The following is a 15,016-nucleotide window of genomic DNA, read 5'->3' as shown; positions in this document are numbered from 1 at the left end:
TTGGATTCAACGAATTCATTGGTTAGATGCTACGCGCGTCACTAGGATGACGGCAATACACCGACCAATGGAAACGAAGAAATGCCGACCGATTTGCCCGCCTATGCCCTGGGCACTTTCACCGGCCCGGGCGAAGAGACGTTCGTCGGGCTCGTCCTGGACGAGTCCCTGGTCCACCCCGTGCCGGCGCTTGCCCGCGCCGCCGGATTGCCCTGGCGCGCCGTTTCGGTCGCCCATATGCTGGAGAACTGGGACGAAGGCCTGGCAACCGTCGACGAGATTCTCGCGCGTCTGCGGGGCTTGCCCACGGGACTTTCCCTGGATCGGCTGCGCGTCCACGCGCCGGTCGCCCCGCGCCAGATCATCTGCACCGGCGCGAACTACCGCAAGCACGTCATCGATCTGGTCGTAGCCCAGGGGGCAGGCGCGGATACCGAGGGAATGACCGTCGAAGAGCGGCGCGAGCATGTCGCCCGCCGTACCGATGAGCGGGCGCGTGTCGGCCTTCCCTACGCCTTCCCCAAGCTAAGCGGTGCGCTGTGCGGCCCATTCGACCCGGTTGTGGTTCCGCGCGATGCCGAGCAGTTCGACTGGGAACTGGAATTGGGCGTGGTCATCGGCCGTCAGGCGTGGCGCGTGCCCCGCGACAAAGCGCTGGAGGTCGTGGCTGGCTATACGGTGGTGAACGACCTCACCCGAAGGGAGCTGGTCTACCGGCCGGATATCAAGTCGCTGGGGTCCGACTGGCTGCGGGCCAAGAGTGGTCCGGGCTTCATGCCCTGCGGCCCCTTTCTGCTGCCGGCGCGCCACGTGCCGGACCCCCAGGATCTGCACATCGAGTTCCGCCTCAATGGCGACGTGATGCAGTCGGAAAGTACCGCGGACATGCTGTTCGACGTGGCGCGGCAGATCGAGTATGTCAGTGCCTATGTCCGCCTCCAGCCGGGCGACCTCCTGGCGACGGGATCGCCGGCGGGCAACGGCATGCACCATGGCCGCTTCCTGAGGGACGGCGACATCATGGAAGGCCACATATCCGGCATGGGCACCCAGCGCAACCGTTGCGTGGCGGAAGGAGACTGATATGGCCATCGTCGGTATTCATTCCTTGATCTATCACGTGGAGGATCTGGGCACCTGTGCCGCCTTCATGCAGGAGTTCGGCTTGGTGCCGGTGGCTTCGGACGATGCGGACATTCGTTTCGCGTTGCCCGATGGCGCCGGCGTGACGCTGCGCCGGGTATCGGCGCCGCCCGCCGACGGTGGGGTGCGGACGGTCTGGGGAGTCGACACGCGCGCCAGCCTGGATGCGCTGGTTGCCGGGCTGGCCCGGGATCGGCCGGTCGAGTGCGATGGCGACGGCACCTGCTGGTTCGATTCCGACTGCGGCATGACGATGGGCCTGGCGCTCTTCGACCGGCGGCCGGTCATGTGCGCGCCGGATCCGGTCAACGCGCCCGGACGGGTACGGCGGCTCGATACCTGGCGCAAATGGCGCGAACGGGCGCTGCCCCGGACCATCAACCACGTGGTGTATGGCGTCGACGACTACAAGGCCTCGTGGGACTTCTTTCGCCATCGCCTGGGTTTCCGGCTGTCCGACCATTCGCGCGGCCTGGGCGTGTTCCTGCGCGCCGACGGGGCGCCGGAACATCACACGCTGTTTCTTCAGAACTGCCACTATCACGCACCTGGCTCGGCGGGTTTCCTGCACGCCTGCTTCGGTGTCGAGGACATCGACGAACTGATGGCCGGCGCCAACCACATGGCTCGCCGCGGATACCGCAGCAAGCTGGGCGTCGGCCGCCACCGCATCGCTTCCGCGCTGTTCTATTACCTGGACTGTCCCGCGGGCGGAGAGATCGAGTACGGCGCCGACACCGACTATCTGGACGACCACTGGCAGCCGCGTGAGTGGGACCCGAAATTCGGCTTCATCAGCTGGTGTTCCAACCTGCCGGCGTTCATGCAGGAGCCGGCGGCCCCGCTGGTCCGCGTCCTGGCTTCCGAGGACGACGTCGACATCCCCGATCTGGCCGCGTATCGCCGCCGGAAGGAGACCTGAGATGATGCTGTGCCATTGTTGCGGCCACCACCGCCCGGGAGTCGGCGTCGGCGGATCGCGGCCCGTCGCCCGTTTTCCCTACCTCACCGTGGACATGCACTGCCATCTGCTGGTCCCCCAGGTCGAGGAGCTGGTCGCGGAGCGCGAGGAAAAGCGACGCGAACCGGCCTTGCAGGCCGCGCTGCTGGGCCAGGCTTCCCACGCCCACAACCAGGCCATGCGCGAGCAGATCGGTGAGCGCCTGCGCGACGTCGGCCGGCGCCTGGAGGACATGGATCGCCTGGGCATCGACATACAGGTGCTGAGCCCTTCCCCCACCCAGTATTACCCGTGGGCGGATGAGGAGCTGGCGGCGCGACTGGTGGAAACGCAGAACGCGGGCATCGTTCGGGCGTGCGCCGCGCATCCCGAACGTTTCCTCGGCCTCGGGGCGGTGGCCCTGCAGCATCCAGCGCTGGCGGTGTCCCAATTGCGCGATGCCGTCGAGCGGCGTGGATTGCTTGGCGTCGAGATTTCGTCCGATCCGACGGGACGCGGCCTGGACGACCCCGAACTGGATCCGTTCTGGGCCGAGGCGCAGCGCCTGCAATGCGTGGTGTTCCTGCATCCCCTGGGAACGTCGCTGGGCGAGCGGGTCAACCGGTATTACCTGGCCAATATCATCGGACAGCCATTGGAGACGACGGTCGCCTTGTCGCAGCTGATATTCGGTGGTGTGCTGGACCGCTATCCCGGCCTGAGGCTTTGCGCGGCCCACGGTGGAGGCTACCTGCCTTTCGCCATCGGACGTTCCGACCACGCCCATGGTGTCCGGCCGGAAGCGGGCGCCTGCCGCGCGATGCCCAGCGACTATCTGCGCAGGATCTGGTACGACACCGTCGTGTTCCGGGCGGAAGCGCTTGATGAACTGGCACGGGTGGCGGGCGTTCGGCGGATCGTCGCGGGGACGGACTATCCGTTCGACATGGGAGAGTACGCCTTGCATGAACTGCTGCGCGGCACGTGCCTGGGGTCGGCCGATATCGAGGCCGTACTTGGCCGCAACGCGATCGAACTGCTGGGCCTGCCCGCCGACCATCCCGCCCTGGCCGCGGCCCGCGCGCGCCTTTCCACGGGAGTGAAAGCATGAAGCGCGAGGACTATTCCCGCGTCCTGGTGGCCGGCGGCGGCATCGGCGGGCTGGCGGCCGCGATTGCGCTGCGCCGGGCGGGGTGCGAGGTCGACGTGCTGGAGATCAAGCCCACCTGGGACGTAGCCGGCGTCGGCATCATCCAGCCCGCCAATGCTCTGCGGGCACTGGATGCGCTGGGCGTGGCAGAGCAATGCCTGGCCAAGGGATTCGGCTATGACAGTTATCGCTACATGACGGCCGAAGGGCGGTTGCTGCAGGACGTGGCGGGCCCCAAGGTGGCGGGCCCGGACCGTCCCGCCTATAACGGCATCGCCCGCCGCGCGCTGCACGAAATCCTGGTGTCCGCCGCGCGCGAAGCCGGGGCGGTACTGCGGGCCGGATGCGCCATCCATTCCCTGGAGCAAGGCGATCAGGAGGCGAGCGTCGTCCTGAGCGACGGCAGGCGGGAGCGCTATGCGATGGTGGTCGGAGCCGACGGCATTTATTCCTGGCTGCGGCGCAATGTGTTCGGCCAGGACTTGCGCGCCCGGCCCACGGGCCAGAGCGTGTGGCGGGTCATGATGCCGAGGCCGGACGGGATGACCTGGGGCGCGATGATGGTGGGGGCGCGGAGCAAGGCCGGCTTCATTCCCATTAGTCGGGAGCTGATGTATCTGCTGCTGGTCACGCAGGAAGATCCCGGCACGGTGATGCCCGTTCAACGGCTGCATGTCTTGCTGAAGGAGAGGCTGGCTGATTTCGGCGGCATGGTGCCGGAGCTGCTGGCTGCCATCGATGATCCCGCGAAAGTGGTTTACCGGCCCCTGGAAGTCGTGATGATGCGGCCTCCCTGGCATCGCGGACGAGTCGTCCTGATCGGCGATGCCGCGCATGCATCCACTCCCCATCTCGGTCAGGGCGCAGCAATGGCCATCGAGGATGCTGTCGTGCTGGGAGACCTGGTGCGGCAAGGGTTGCCCTGGAACGTGTTGACCGACGTCTACATGCAGCGTCGATTCGAGCGTGCCACTTTCATTCAGGACGCTTCATTCCGCATAGGGGAGTTCGAACAGGGGCGTGAACCCGGTCTCGATCTTTTCGATTTGCTCGGGCAGGCCAGGCTGACGGTGGCCGCCCCCATTTGACGCCGGCCCAGGCCGGCCTATCCAGAGATGCACCAGAAGGAGTGGAGACATGAACAAGATGCGACATATGCTGGCCTGCGCGGCGGGCGCGAGCCTGCTGGCGGGAGCCGCGCAGGCCCAGTCGCCGGGCCAGGCGACGGAGCTGCTCGTGCCGTTCACGGCGGGCGGCGTGGTGGACATCATGGCGCGAGGCTTCGCCGTAGCTCTCGGCAAGCAGCTTCGGCAACAGGTCGTCGTGGTCAATCGTGCGGGAGCGGGCGGCGTGGTAGCCATGGCCTCGCTGGCCGGGGGGCCGGCCGACGGGCATACCCTGGCCTATAGCGTCGTGACGCCGCTGACGGTACAGCCCCATCGCATGAAGAACATGCCATTTTCCCCGGCCGACATCGTACCGGTATGCCAGACGTTCGAGAATTCATTCTTCATTGCGGCCAGCCCCAAGTCCCCCTATAAGGACTTCGAGGCACTGCGGGCCGCCGCGCGCGCCCAGCCGGGCGCGATCACCTATGGCCATCCCGGGCCCGCCTCGTCGCCGCATCTGTCGGCGCTCGAACTCTGGCGTGCCGCCGGACTGGACCTGCGCGACGTGCCTTATCAGGGCGAGGCGCAAATGGCGCCGCAATTGCTGAGCGGCCAGGTCGCCCTGGGGTCGGTGACTACGGCGATGGTTGCCACCCAGAAGTTGCAGCCGCTGCTGGTGTTTGCCTCCAAGCGGCTGCCGGAGTTTCCCAATGTGCCGACCAGCGCCGAATTGGGATATCCCATCGCGCCTTCCGGCTATGGCGGGCTGTTCGTGCGTGCGGGTACGCCTGCCGACGTGATCGACAGGCTGGAGTCGGCCTGCGACAAGGCCGTGCACGACCCGGACTACCAGGAACTGGCGAAAAAGCAGTTCCAGATGTCGGAGTACCTGGATCGCCGGGCGTTCACCGGCCGCATCGCCGCGGACTATCGCGCCAAGGGCCAGCTCATTCCCACGCTGAACCTGACCCAATAGCCCGAAGTGGCAGGCTAGCGCCGCGGCCGAAAGGTCCGTCCGGTCAGTTCCAGCCTTTGCATGTCGTCCTCCCGCCGTATGGTCGATGGCTACGGCCTAGGGCCATCGACGGAGGGGAACAAATGCATCGTGCGAATGCGTGGCCATTCGCGCCGGCGATGGATGGTCAGTGCTAGTCCTTCGGCAACGCCGGCTGCGGCGAGAACGGCGCCACGTTCATGATCTTCACCTCCTGGGCGACGAACGACCCCCGGTTCATCTGCCTGAAGGCAGCCCATTCGGGGTCCGCCTCCAACCGCTCGCGGCGCCGTTCGCGGTCGGCCAGGCTGGCGTAGGCCCAGATGTGGACGACCTGGTTCAGCGGACCGATCTCGCTCACGTAGAAACCGACCAGCCCGCCCAGGTGCCGCATTTGCACGGGCAGGCCGTGCGTGCGGTATCGCTGCAGGTAGTCTTCCATGGTGCCGTGCTTGAGCGTGTAGGTGCGGTGCTCGACGATCATGCGGGGGTTCCTCGTGTTTCCTCTAGGGCTGGACCTGGATGCCCGTCTTCTTCAGGAACGGAATCCAGCGGTCGAAGTCGCTGGCCAGCTTGGCCTTGAATTGCTCCGTGCCCATGGGGCCGATCAACCCCATGCCGCCCAGCTTGTCCGATACCTCGGGCGAACGGGCGACTTTCAGGATGGCCTGCTCCAGCTGCCGGCGCGTGGCCTCCGGGGTGCCGGCAGGCGCGAGGATGCCGTAGGCGTTGCTCATCTGCAGGTCGGGATAGCCCGCCTCGACCGAGGTCGGCACGTCGGGCAATTGCTTGGAACGCTGCGTGTCGAACAGCACCAGGCCTCTTACCTTGCCTTCGCGCACGTAGGGCGCGAGGATGGTCACGTCGGCGTTCAGCGCGTCGATCTGCCCGGCCAGCAGGTCGGCGATGGCGGGGGCCGCGCCGCGATACGGGACGTGCAGCATCTGCGAGCCCGTGTAGACGTTCACCATCTCGCCGCCTATGTGCATGGTGGAGCCGACGCCGGACGAACCGTAGCTGATGCGCGCCCCGGACTTGGACTTGTCCACGAGCTCGCGCAGTGTGCGCACGCCCAGGTCGGGGCGGGCGATCATCAGGGTCTGGACCTGGCCGATCAGCGCCACGGGTTCCAGGTCCTTGCGCGGATCGTAGGGCAACTGCGTCATCGTACCCGCCGACATCACGTAGCCCGAGGTCGCCACCAGCAGCGTCCCGCCGTCCGCGGGCGACTTGGCGACATAGTTGGCGCCGACGACGCCGCCCGCGCCGCCGCGGTTCTCCACCACGACGGTCTTGCCCAGCGCCGCAGTGAGTCCCGGCGCGATGATGCGCGCGACCTGGTCCACCGGGCCGCCGGCCGCGAAGGGCACTACCAGCTTGACGACATCGGCGGCGGGCGATGGGGCCGCGACGGCGCACGACAACAGGAACAGCAAGGCTCGAACTCGTTGCATGAAGGTCTCCTCCATGGCGCTGCGCCATGGTCGTGGTCGACGCGGGGCGGATGCCGAAGCCGGGGTGCCGCGTTCAGCCCCGGAAGCGTGGTTCGGGCAGGCCGCCCACGCCCACGTCGAGCGCGAACAGTCCGCCGGCAAGCGGTTCCCTGGCCAGCTCGGGAATGCGTTGCGAATGGCTCGTGACGTACAAGGTGTCGAGCCGGTCGCCGCCGAAGGCGGGGCAGGTCGGATTGGTGACCGGCATCTGGATGACCCGGTCCACCTTGCCTTCGGGCGTGAGCCGCACCAGCTGCCCGGTGGCCACCATCGCGTTCCACAGGCAGCCGTCCACGTCCACCGTCGATCCATCGGGGCGCCCTGCCTGGTGGGTCCAGTCCTTGAAGACCCGCCGGTTGGAGATGACGCCGTCGTCCAGGTCATAGTCGAAGGCCCAGATGACCTGCCTGTGGGTATCGGCGAAGTACATCGTGTGGTCGTCGGGACTCCAGGCGATGGAGTTGGGCAGCACGACGTCGTCCAGCATGGCGTGGCAGCGGTGATCGGGGTCGAAGCGGTAGAGCCTGCCTTCCGGCGTGCGGCGGGTATCGGGCATGCTGCCCACCCAGAAGCGGCCGCGGCGGTCGCACTTGCCGTCGTTCAGGCGGTTGTCGGGCAGGTCGGGTTCCGGGTTCAGCAGGGGCTGGGGCGGTTCGCCGGTATCGGGGTCGTACAGGTACAGGCCGTGGTTGGTGGCCAGCAGGAAGCCGCCCGCCTCGCGCAGCGCGATGCTGCCTACCAGCAGTTCGGGCGCCAGCCGTTGCGCGCGATGCCGGCCGGTGGCGGGTTCGTACGATTGCAGGGCGGGCCGCCGCACGTCCACCCACCACAGGCGCTGGCTGCGGTCGCACCAGAGCGGGACTTCGCCCAGGATGTCGGCCCCTTGGACGACGCATTCGATCTTGCCGGCCACCGTTGTCTCCTTCGGTCTTGTGGGCCCCGCGATGCGGAGCGTTTTTTTCAGGTTATTCCGTAATTCAGGATTCGTCAAACATCCCATTATTTAGGATTAATAGAGTGATGCTGACGGGGTCGGTATAATCCGCGCCACCGTCCAGCCCCATGCGCCCCGTGAACGCATCCGACAACGCCCGTCCGGCTTCCACGCTAGCCCGCGCCTTCGAAGTGCTGGAGCTGTTGTCCGTCGAACACCCGCTGCTGCGCATCGAGGACGTCATGTCCCGGCTGGGCTATACCCGCTCCACGGCCTATCGCTATGTGAAGGAGCTGTGCGATGCCGGCCTGCTGGCGCCGTCGTCGGGCGGCATGTACGCGCTGGGGCCGCGGATCATCGAACTCGAGCGCATGCTGGTGCTGACCGACCCGCTGTACCTGGCCGGCCGCAAGGTGCTGCCGGCCGTGCGCGAGCCAGGCAGCGTGCTGCTGCTGCACAACCTCTATCGCGACAAGGTACTGTGCATCTACAAGGAAGGGCCCGATACGCTCGAGTACAAGGGGCAGGACATTCCCGTGCGCCGCTCGCGCGGCATGCCGTTTCCGCTGTTCCGCGGCGCGGCCTCGCTGGCGATGCTGGCCTTCTTCAGTCCGCACCGGATACGGCAGACTTATCTGCGCAGCGCCGAGGAAATCGCCCAGGCCGGGCTGGGGCGCAACTGGGAAGAGTTCCGCCGGACGCTGGCCGCGATACGTCGCAACGGCTACGCCACCAGCCACAGCCAGATCACCCCAAATCTCGCCGGCGTGGCCGTGCCCATCTTCCAGCCGGGCGAAAAGAAAGTGATCGGCAGCCTGGCGCGTGCGTTTCCCGCCGAGCTGCTGACGCCGGAAATGGAGCGGGCATGCCTGGGGCGGCTGTCCGAGGCAGCGGCGCTGATCGCGGCGGAATTCGTCGAAGCGGGAAGCGGCGCCTAGGACGCCGGCGCGTCACGCCTTATCGTTCGAATACCGGTCCGTGGACGACGATCCGGTGCATGAGGCGTTCGCCCGCGCCGGGATTCGGCATCGATCTCAAGGAAGACTGGCTGATTCCCTGGAATCGACCGACGCGGACTTGCCTCGTTCATTCCATCAGCTTGATCCCGGCGTTCCTGACCACGTCCCGGGTTTCCTCGATCTCGCGCCGTATGAAGCCGCCGAACTGTTCCGGCGTGGAGCCGACCACGTCGGTGCCCCAGGCGTTCAATTGCCGCACGACTTCCGGCCGCTTTACCGTCGCGATCAGGTCGGCGGAGAGCTTTTGCGCGATGGCCGGCGGAAGGCCCGCAGGCGCGACGAAGCCGAAGATGCTTTCGTATGCATAGCCGGGCACGGTTTCGGCAATGGTGGGAAATTCAGGATGCGAGGGACTGCGCTTGCCGTTGGTGATGGCCAAGAGCTTCAGGCGGCCCGACTGGATGTGCGGCAGGGCCGACTCCAGGATGACGAAGCCGACCTTGACGCGTCCCGGCAGCAGGTCGTTGTACGCCGGCGCGCTGCCGTTGTAGGGCACGTGGGTGAGGTCGATGCCGGCCTTCACCTTGAGCAGTTCTCCGGCCACGTGGGTGGCGGTGCCTACGCCCAGCGACGCGTACTCCAGACGTCCCGGCTCGGCGCGCGCAATCTTGATCAAGCCCGCCACGTCGCTGGCGGCAAAGCCCGGGTGGGCCACCAGCGCGATCACCGCCGAGCCGAGCTGGGTGAGCGGCGTGAAGTCTTTCAGCGTGTCGTAGGGCAGCGTGCTGCGCACGGCGGGGTTGATGGTGTGGGAACTGATGACCAGGCCGAAGGTGTAGCCATCCGGTGCCGCCCGCGCGACTGCCTGGGTGCCGATGATGGCGCCCGCGCCGGCGCGGTTCTCTACCACCACGCTCTGGCCCCAGCGTTCGCCGAGCTTCAGGGCGATCAACCGCGCCATGCCGTCGGTGGCGCCGCCGGGCGGCATGGGAACGATCATCTTTACCGGCTTGTCCGGGTAGGCGCCTTGCGCGCGTAGCGCGGCGGGCAGGGCGGCGCAGGCGGCGCCGGAGGCGGCCGCGGCGAGCCATTGCCGGCGCCGGAAGTCCGGAAGGGAGGATGGAGTGCTCATGTCGGTTCCTTTGGAGGGGAGGGACGTTGTCCGGTCTCTGCCGGTATGGGGTCGGCGAGCGCGCCGAATCGGTATATCCAGGGCCGGCGCAATGCATCCTGCCGCTGGAAATCGTCGATCCGCGCCTGGTGCTTGAGCGTCTGCGCGATGGGGTCGAGGCCCTCGAGCAAGGCTTCGCGCCGACGCGCGGAGATCTCGAAGCCGACCTGCCTGCCATCGGCTCCCGCCACGAAACCATGCTGCAGGTCCACCACCATGCGCGCAGCGGGGGCGGTTCTTGCGTGCTCGGCAAGGGCTTCTACGTCGGCGCGCGCCAGGCGTACGGGAAGCAGGCCGTTCTGGAAGCAGTTGTTGAAGAAGATGTCGCCGAAGCTGGGCGCGATCACGCAGCGCACACCCATGGCCAGCAATGCCCAGACCGCGCCTTCGCGCGAGCTGCCGCAGCCGAAGTTGGCGCCCGCGAGCAGGATTTGCGCATGGCGGCTGGCCGGTTGGTTGAAGACGAAGTCGGGATCTTCGGTGCCGTCCTGGCGGTAGCGCAAGGTCTCGAAGCAGTAGCGGCCGAGGTCGGCGCGGGGGACGCCGCTGAACAGCGGCTCGACGCGAATGATCAGGTCCGTGTCGATGTTGTCGCGCAGCAGCGGCGCGGCGACGGATTCCAGGCGTATGAAGGGAGTCATGCGGACAGCGTCCCGATGTGGCGGATGTCGCAGATCGTCCCGCTCACGGCGGCGGCGGCCGCCATGGCCGGACTGGCGAGGTGGGTGCGGGCACCGGGGCCTTGCCGGCCCACGAAATTGCGGTTGGAGGTGGAGACGATTCGCTGGCCCGGGGCTGCCGTTTCCCCATTGGCGGCGACGCACATGGAGCAGCCGGGTTCGCGCCATTGGAAACCGGCCTGCATGAATATCCGGTCCAGGCCTTCCGCTTCGGCGGCCCGCTTGACGCGTTCCGAACCGGGAACGACCCAGGCCTCGACGTGCGCGGCCACGCGGCGGCCGCGGACGACGGCCGCCGCGCTGCGCAGGTCGGACAGGCGCGCATTCGTGCACGAGCCGATGAAGACCCTGTCCACCGGCGTGCCGGCAATCGGCTGGCCGGGTTCGAGCCCCATGTAGTCGAGCGCGGCAAGCGCGGCGCGGCGATGTCCGGCATCGCCGATCACCGCGGGATCGGGAACGAGGCCATCGACGGCCATGACCTGTTCGGGACTGGTGCCCCAGGTAATTTGCGGCGCGACGCTGCCGGCATCAATGAGTACCTCGCGGTCGAACCGGGCGCCCGCGTCGGAATGCAGCGTTCGCCAGTACTCGACGGCGCGGTCCCAGTCGCCGCCGCGCGGAGCGAACGGCTTGCCTTGCAGGTACGCGATGGTCTTCTCGTCGGGCGCCACCATGCCGATCTTCGCGCCCAGCTCGATGGACAGGTTGCACAGCGTCAGCCTCGCCTCGATGTCGAGTTCGCGCACGGCTTCGCCCGCATACTCGATGGCGTAGCCGGTACCGCCGGCCGCGCCGACGAGCCCCACCGCATGCAGGATCAGGTCCTTGGCCGAGACGCCGGGCGCCGCCGCGCCCGCGAATCGCACCCGCATGTTGCGCGGCTTTTGCTGGACCAGCGTCTGGGTGGCCCCCACATGCGCGAACTCGCTCGCGCCGATGCCAAAGCCCAACGCCCCGAGGCCGCCATGGGTGCAGGTATGGCTGTCGGCACAGACCACCAGTGCCCCGGGCAGCGTCAGCCCCAGCTCCGGGCCGACGACATGAAGAATCCCCTGGGCGCCGCTGCCCATGTCGAACAGCCGGATGCCTCGCGCCTGGGCCTCCTTGCGCAGGTTGCCCACCAGCCTGACGCTGTGGGCATTGAGGTCCGTGCGTCCGGGCGTGGTCGTTACCGAATGGTCCGGCGAGGCGAAGGCCAGCTCCGGATTGCGCATCGCGAGCCCGCGTTCGCGCATGTCGACCAGGGCCTTGCTGCCCGCGTCCGTGATCAGGTGGCGATCCACGTGCAACAGCGCGAAGCCGTCGCCCATGTCCATCACCACGTGATCGTCCCAAATCTTGTCGAAGAGCGTGCGCTCCATCGGTACTCCCAAGGCAATGTCGCCGGTAGATTCGTATAATCATTATGACAACATGACAAATTTAGCGCAAAACCGGCCTGGCGTCGCAGGCCATGACACAATTGCGCTCCATCGCGTCCACCATGGCCGTTTGCGTTACGCCTTCATGCAGAAGCTGAGTCGAACCCTAGGAACCCCGCTCCATCACCAGATAGCGGCCGTCATCAAGGACGGCATCGCCACCGGCCGCTACCAGCCCGGCGAACGCCTGCCTACCGAGGATGCACTGTGCAAGCTGTTCTCGGTTTCGCGCATTACTGTCAGACGCGCCATGCAGGGGCTGGAGGAGCAAGGCCTGATAGAACGGCGCCAGGGCGACGGTACCTTCGTGGCCGAATCGGCGTCGGTGGTATCGCTGCAGACGCCCTTGGCCGGTTTCATGGAACAGGTGGCCGAGAGCCGCGCGCTCAGTACCCCGCGGCTGGAATCTTTCGAGGAGGTCGCGGCGCCTCCCCACGTGCGGACGGGGCTGTTGCTGCCCGAAGGCGAACGCGTCATGAAGCTGGTCCGCCTGCGCACGCGGGGCAGCTTGCCCATCCTGCACAGCACGGCCTGGCTGCCGATAGACGTCGCGTCGCGTTTCAAGCGCGAGGACATCTCCCGCCATGCGCTGAGCGAGTTGATGGCGCGGGCCGGTTTTCCCTATTTCCGGATCGAGGCGGCCGCCGGGGCTGCCCTGGCCGATCCGGTCATCGCCCGCAGTCTGCAGGTTCCCATCGGATCCGCGCTGGTCGACGTCAGGCGGGTGGCCTTCGACGAGCACGACAGGCCGATCGAATACCAGAGCATTCTCGGCCCCCCGGACCGCTACCAGATGCGCGTGACGATGCGCAGCTGACCGTCCGCCGGCCCGCCACGCCTACAGCAGGCCGCCTCGCCGGAACAAGCCCTGGAGCAGTTTCTTGACCGGCGCCGGCAGCGCCGCTCCTTCCACTTCGGCCGTGGGCATCCATATCTGCGGCGGATTGCCGGCGCCGTCCTTCAGCGCCACCGGACCGGCCTGCACGTGCCAGGGTTCGACGTGCAGCCTGAAATGGGTGAAGGTGTGCGAGAACGTGGGCAGCCGCACGGTCTCGGCCGGCGCGACGCCTAGCACCCGGCACGCCGCCAGCGCATCGCCGTCGTCGAACTCCGGCAGGCTCCATAGCCCGCCCCAGATGCCGGGCGAGGGCCTGCGCTGCAACAGCACTTCGCCCGCCTTTTCGATCACCAGCATGCGGGTATGCCGTTCGGGAACGGCCTTGCGCACGCGCGGCGTCGGCAGCTCGTGCTGCCGCGCCTCGCGCAGCGCCACGCAGGTGTCGCGCACGGGGCACTGGCCGCAGTCGGGATCTCCGCGCGTGCAGAGCGTCGCGCCCAGGTCCATCAGCCCCTGTGTATAGCGGCGCATCTCGTCCGCCGCCTCCGGGCCCTCGGGCGGCACCTCGGCCTGGGCGATCGCCCACATGCGTTGCTCCACGGCCCGCTTGCTGGGATCGCCTTCGATGCCGAAATGCCGCGCGAATACCCGCTTGACGTTGCCGTCCAGGATGGGGCTGCGCTCGCCATAGGCGAACGCGGCGATGGCCGCCGCCGTCGAGCGGCCGATGCCGGGCAGCGTCTCGATCTCGGCGGCCGTAGGCGGGAAACGCCCGCCCCAGTCCGACATGATGCGCCTGGCACAGGCGTGCAGATTGCGCGCCCGCGTGTAATACCCCAGCCCGGCCCACAGCGCCATGACCGCTTCCTCGTCCGCCACCGCCAGGTCGGCCACGGTCGGGAACTGCGCCAGGAAGCGCTCGTAATACGGAATCACCGTCGCCACCTGGGTCTGCTGCAGCATGATCTCCGACAGCCAGATGCGGTAAGGATCGTGCGTATTCTGCCAAGGCAGCGTATGCCGCCCCTCGGCCCGCTGCCACTGCGCCACCCGCCGCGAAAAAGCAATCATCTAAACCCTTCCTTCACTTTCCCGCCCAGCCCCTTCGACAAATCCCGCTCCTCCCTTCGGCAGCCCGGCTTTACCGGTCCGCCGGCGCCGCCCCCTGGGGGGCGCCCGTAAGGGCGTAGGGGGCCTACCTTTGACATCTAGGGCAAAAATAAGTCGCCCGCTGTCCCTGCACGAGCCGCCGGATAGGCGTGGCGCACACCCGGCAGGGTTGCCCGGCCCGGTCGTAGACCCGCGCATCGATCTGGAAATAACCCGACTCCCCACCCGCGCCCACGTAGTCGCGCAGCGAGCTGCCGCCGGCGCGCAGGGCGTCTTCCAGCGTGGCGCGCACCGCGGCCGCCAGTTTCTCATAGCGCGCCGCGGAAATGCGTCCCGCCGGCGTGCGCGGATGGATCCCGGCGCGGAACAGGCTTTCCGAAGCGTAGATGTTGCCTACCCCCACCACGATGTCGCCCATCAGCAGCGCCTGCTTGATGGGGGCGCTGCGGCGCCGCGTATGGCGGAACAGCCAGCCGCCGTCGAAGCGGGGATCGAAGGGTTCGATGCCGAGGCTGGCCAGCAGGGGATGGTCTTCGACCGGCCCGGTCTCGGCGGCATGCCAGAGTACCGCGCCGAAGCGCCGCGGATCGTGCAGGCGCAGGACGGCCTGGTCGAACACCCAGTCGACGTGGTCGTGCTTGCGCGGCGGTTCGGACGGATCCACGTGCCGCAGGGACCCCGACATGCCCAGATGGACGATCAGCCAGCCATGCTCGAATTGCATCAGGAGATATTTGCCGCGCCGGCCGGTGGCGAGGATACGGCGGCCTTCCACCAGGGAGGCGAGATCCTCGGGAATCGGCCAGCGCAGGCGGTGTTCGCGCACGACCAGCCGGCGCAGCTCGCGCCCTTCCACCGTGGGCGCGATGCCGCGGCGGGTGGTTTCGACTTCGGGAAGCTCGGGCATGATGATTGCTGCCTTCGCGCACTGAACTGTTGGCGCGACCGGCAGTCCGATGAGTAAAGCCTATGAACCAGCGTATCCGCGCTGTCCGCCATCGCCGGCAGAGCCGCCGCCGTCACGTGGGGCAGGTAAGCGCAGTGCTAACATCACCGAATATGGACGGCGTC

General features: G+C 67.5%; 15 protein-coding genes. 7 read left to right on the top strand and 8 right to left on the bottom strand.

The features are described from left to right. Positions 1–81: 81 nt before the first annotated feature. Genes CDO44_RS00565 through CDO44_RS00545 form a run of 5 tightly spaced genes read left to right on the top strand, consistent with a single transcriptional unit; the run spans position 82 to position 5,318 of the window. Positions 82–1,083, top strand: a complete 1,002-nt coding sequence (locus CDO44_RS00565) for a fumarylacetoacetate hydrolase family protein (RefSeq protein ID WP_198951261.1) — start codon at positions 82–84, stop codon at positions 1,081–1,083. A 1-nt stretch (position 1,084) separates the two neighbouring features. Continuing rightward, positions 1,085–2,065 (top strand): VOC family protein, encoded by a 981-nt coding sequence (locus tag CDO44_RS00560; protein ID WP_087778187.1) that lies wholly within the window; start codon positions 1,085–1,087, stop codon positions 2,063–2,065. 1 nt (position 2,066) lies between these two features. Further along, on the top strand, positions 2,067–3,194 hold the full coding sequence (locus CDO44_RS00555) for an amidohydrolase family protein (RefSeq protein ID WP_198951260.1): 1,128 nt from the start codon (positions 2,067–2,069) through the stop codon (positions 3,192–3,194). Next, the gene (locus CDO44_RS00550) at positions 3,191–4,321 is read left to right on the top strand and encodes an FAD-dependent monooxygenase (RefSeq protein WP_087778186.1); all 1,131 of its coding nucleotides are present in this window, start codon (positions 3,191–3,193) and stop codon (positions 4,319–4,321) included. Before CDO44_RS00555 ends, CDO44_RS00550 begins: the two co-directional genes overlap by 4 nt. Before the next feature lie 49 nt (positions 4,322–4,370). Continuing rightward, positions 4,371–5,318 carry a tripartite tricarboxylate transporter substrate binding protein gene (locus tag CDO44_RS00545; protein ID WP_087778185.1) on the top strand — a complete coding sequence of 316 codons (948 nt, stop codon included), beginning with the start codon at positions 4,371–4,373 and terminating at the stop codon, positions 5,316–5,318. Between the two features lie 172 nt (positions 5,319–5,490). Here the strand turns inward: CDO44_RS00545 and CDO44_RS00540 are convergent, their stop codons facing one another. The 3 genes from CDO44_RS00540 to CDO44_RS00530 all read right to left on the bottom strand — a co-directional run bounded on the left by CDO44_RS00540 (position 5,491) and on the right by CDO44_RS00530 (position 7,742). Beyond that, positions 5,491–5,820 (bottom strand): NIPSNAP family protein, encoded by a 330-nt coding sequence (locus CDO44_RS00540; protein ID WP_087778184.1) that lies wholly within the window; start codon positions 5,818–5,820, stop codon positions 5,491–5,493. A gap of 22 nt (positions 5,821–5,842) precedes the next feature. Further along, positions 5,843–6,790: a tripartite tricarboxylate transporter substrate binding protein gene (locus CDO44_RS00535; RefSeq protein WP_158213177.1), complete on the bottom strand. Its 948-nt coding sequence runs from the start codon at positions 6,788–6,790 to the stop codon at positions 5,843–5,845. Between the two features lie 73 nt (positions 6,791–6,863). Then, positions 6,864–7,742 carry an SMP-30/gluconolactonase/LRE family protein gene (locus CDO44_RS00530; protein WP_087778182.1) on the bottom strand — a complete coding sequence of 293 codons (879 nt, stop codon included), beginning with the start codon at positions 7,740–7,742 and terminating at the stop codon, positions 6,864–6,866. A gap of 158 nt (positions 7,743–7,900) precedes the next feature. Between CDO44_RS00530 and CDO44_RS00525 the strand changes: the two genes are divergently transcribed. Beyond that, positions 7,901–8,701, top strand: coding sequence for an IclR family transcriptional regulator (locus tag CDO44_RS00525; RefSeq protein ID WP_158213176.1), 801 nt, complete (start codon positions 7,901–7,903; stop codon positions 8,699–8,701). Between the two features lie 148 nt (positions 8,702–8,849). Here CDO44_RS00525 and CDO44_RS00520 read toward each other — a convergent pair whose 3' ends face one another. The 3 genes from CDO44_RS00520 to leuC are packed head-to-tail and all read right to left on the bottom strand — an operon-like array spanning position 8,850 to position 11,937. Then, positions 8,850–9,854, bottom strand: coding sequence for a tripartite tricarboxylate transporter substrate binding protein (locus CDO44_RS00520; RefSeq protein WP_087778180.1), 1,005 nt, complete (start codon positions 9,852–9,854; stop codon positions 8,850–8,852). Next, entirely contained in the window at positions 9,851–10,534 is a 684-nt protein-coding gene (gene leuD / locus CDO44_RS00515) for a 3-isopropylmalate dehydratase small subunit (protein WP_087778179.1), read from the bottom strand. The genes CDO44_RS00520 and leuD overlap by 4 nt, the downstream gene beginning before the upstream one ends. Further along, positions 10,531–11,937, bottom strand: coding sequence for a 3-isopropylmalate dehydratase large subunit (gene leuC, locus CDO44_RS00510; RefSeq protein ID WP_087778178.1), 1,407 nt, complete (start codon positions 11,935–11,937; stop codon positions 10,531–10,533). Before leuC ends, leuD begins: the two co-directional genes overlap by 4 nt. 145 nt (positions 11,938–12,082) lie before the next feature. Here leuC and CDO44_RS00505 point away from each other — a divergent pair, with 145 nt between their 5' ends. Beyond that, the gene (locus CDO44_RS00505) at positions 12,083–12,814 is read left to right on the top strand and encodes a GntR family transcriptional regulator (RefSeq protein ID WP_158213175.1); all 732 of its coding nucleotides are present in this window, start codon (positions 12,083–12,085) and stop codon (positions 12,812–12,814) included. A 21-nt stretch (positions 12,815–12,835) separates the two neighbouring features. Here the strand turns inward: CDO44_RS00505 and mutY are convergent, their stop codons facing one another. Together mutY and mutM are read right to left on the bottom strand one after the other, a co-directional pair. Continuing rightward, positions 12,836–13,906, bottom strand: coding sequence for an A/G-specific adenine glycosylase (mutY, locus tag CDO44_RS00500; RefSeq protein ID WP_369824468.1), 1,071 nt, complete (start codon positions 13,904–13,906; stop codon positions 12,836–12,838). A gap of 124 nt (positions 13,907–14,030) precedes the next feature. Beyond that, positions 14,031–14,852 (bottom strand): bifunctional DNA-formamidopyrimidine glycosylase/DNA-(apurinic or apyrimidinic site) lyase, encoded by an 822-nt coding sequence (gene mutM / locus CDO44_RS00495; protein WP_087778176.1) that lies wholly within the window; start codon positions 14,850–14,852, stop codon positions 14,031–14,033. Positions 14,853–15,016 lie beyond the last annotated feature (164 nt).

It is taken from the genome of Pigmentiphaga sp. NML080357 (genome assembly GCF_002188465.1).
Taxonomy (GTDB): Bacteria; Pseudomonadota; Gammaproteobacteria; order Burkholderiales; family Burkholderiaceae_B; genus Pigmentiphaga.
The sequence above is the reverse complement of the archived record's forward strand: the minus strand, read 5'-3'. Positions and strand labels throughout refer to the sequence as shown.

Coding starts and splice junctions, on each gene's coding strand:
- CDO44_RS00535 (WP_158213177.1), bottom strand. CDS start 6,790: ATGCAACGAGTTCGAGCCTTGCTGTTCCTGTTGTCGTGCGCCGTCGCG.
- CDO44_RS00560 (WP_087778187.1), top strand. CDS start 1,085: ATGGCCATCGTCGGTATTCATTCCTTGATCTATCACGTGGAGGATCTG.
- CDO44_RS00540 (WP_087778184.1), bottom strand. CDS start 5,820: ATGATCGTCGAGCACCGCACCTACACGCTCAAGCACGGCACCATGGAA.
- CDO44_RS00505 (WP_158213175.1), top strand. CDS start 12,083: ATGCAGAAGCTGAGTCGAACCCTAGGAACCCCGCTCCATCACCAGATA.
- CDO44_RS00565 (WP_198951261.1), top strand. CDS start 82: ATGCCGACCGATTTGCCCGCCTATGCCCTGGGCACTTTCACCGGCCCG.
- mutY (WP_369824468.1), bottom strand. CDS start 13,906: ATGATTGCTTTTTCGCGGCGGGTGGCGCAGTGGCAGCGGGCCGAGGGG.
- CDO44_RS00555 (WP_198951260.1), top strand. CDS start 2,067: ATGATGCTGTGCCATTGTTGCGGCCACCACCGCCCGGGAGTCGGCGTC.
- CDO44_RS00545 (WP_087778185.1), top strand. CDS start 4,371: ATGAACAAGATGCGACATATGCTGGCCTGCGCGGCGGGCGCGAGCCTG.
- leuD (WP_087778179.1), bottom strand. CDS start 10,534: ATGACTCCCTTCATACGCCTGGAATCCGTCGCCGCGCCGCTGCTGCGC.
- CDO44_RS00520 (WP_087778180.1), bottom strand. CDS start 9,854: ATGAGCACTCCATCCTCCCTTCCGGACTTCCGGCGCCGGCAATGGCTC.
- mutM (WP_087778176.1), bottom strand. CDS start 14,852: ATGCCCGAGCTTCCCGAAGTCGAAACCACCCGCCGCGGCATCGCGCCC.
- CDO44_RS00550 (WP_087778186.1), top strand. CDS start 3,191: ATGAAGCGCGAGGACTATTCCCGCGTCCTGGTGGCCGGCGGCGGCATC.
- leuC (WP_087778178.1), bottom strand. CDS start 11,937: ATGGAGCGCACGCTCTTCGACAAGATTTGGGACGATCACGTGGTGATG.